Below are 239 nucleotides of genomic sequence, written 5' to 3' on the forward strand. Positions count from 1 at the left end.
TCTGTTGACCAGCATCAGTTTCTTTTTTTTCTCTTTTTTTCTTTTTTTCTTCCTCTTCTTCCTCTTCCTCCTTTTCTAGTTCGAACATGTTTCTAGTTTGTCGTTGGGTTTTTCCGTGACGGTCCGCCGTGGTGTTTTTCCATGACTGCCCGCCGTTGGATTTTCCTATAGCGACAAATCCCGGCCCCGGACGATGATTCACCCCACGGTTCCTGTACTGCTCCACTTCCTCGGGGGTC

1 protein-coding gene is annotated in these 239 nt (G+C 48.1%); it reads right to left on the minus strand.

The genetic code is table 11. The features are described from left to right. Positions 1-202, minus strand: a 202-nt coding sequence (locus ABJK56_RS18435) for a hypothetical protein (protein WP_347246152.1), incomplete at its 3' end; no start/stop codon positions are given. Positions 203-239: the final 37 nt, after the last annotated feature.

Origin of the sequence: Thermogutta sp., assembly GCF_039793925.1 — a bacterium.
Lineage (GTDB): Bacteria > Planctomycetota > Planctomycetia > Pirellulales > Thermoguttaceae > Thermogutta.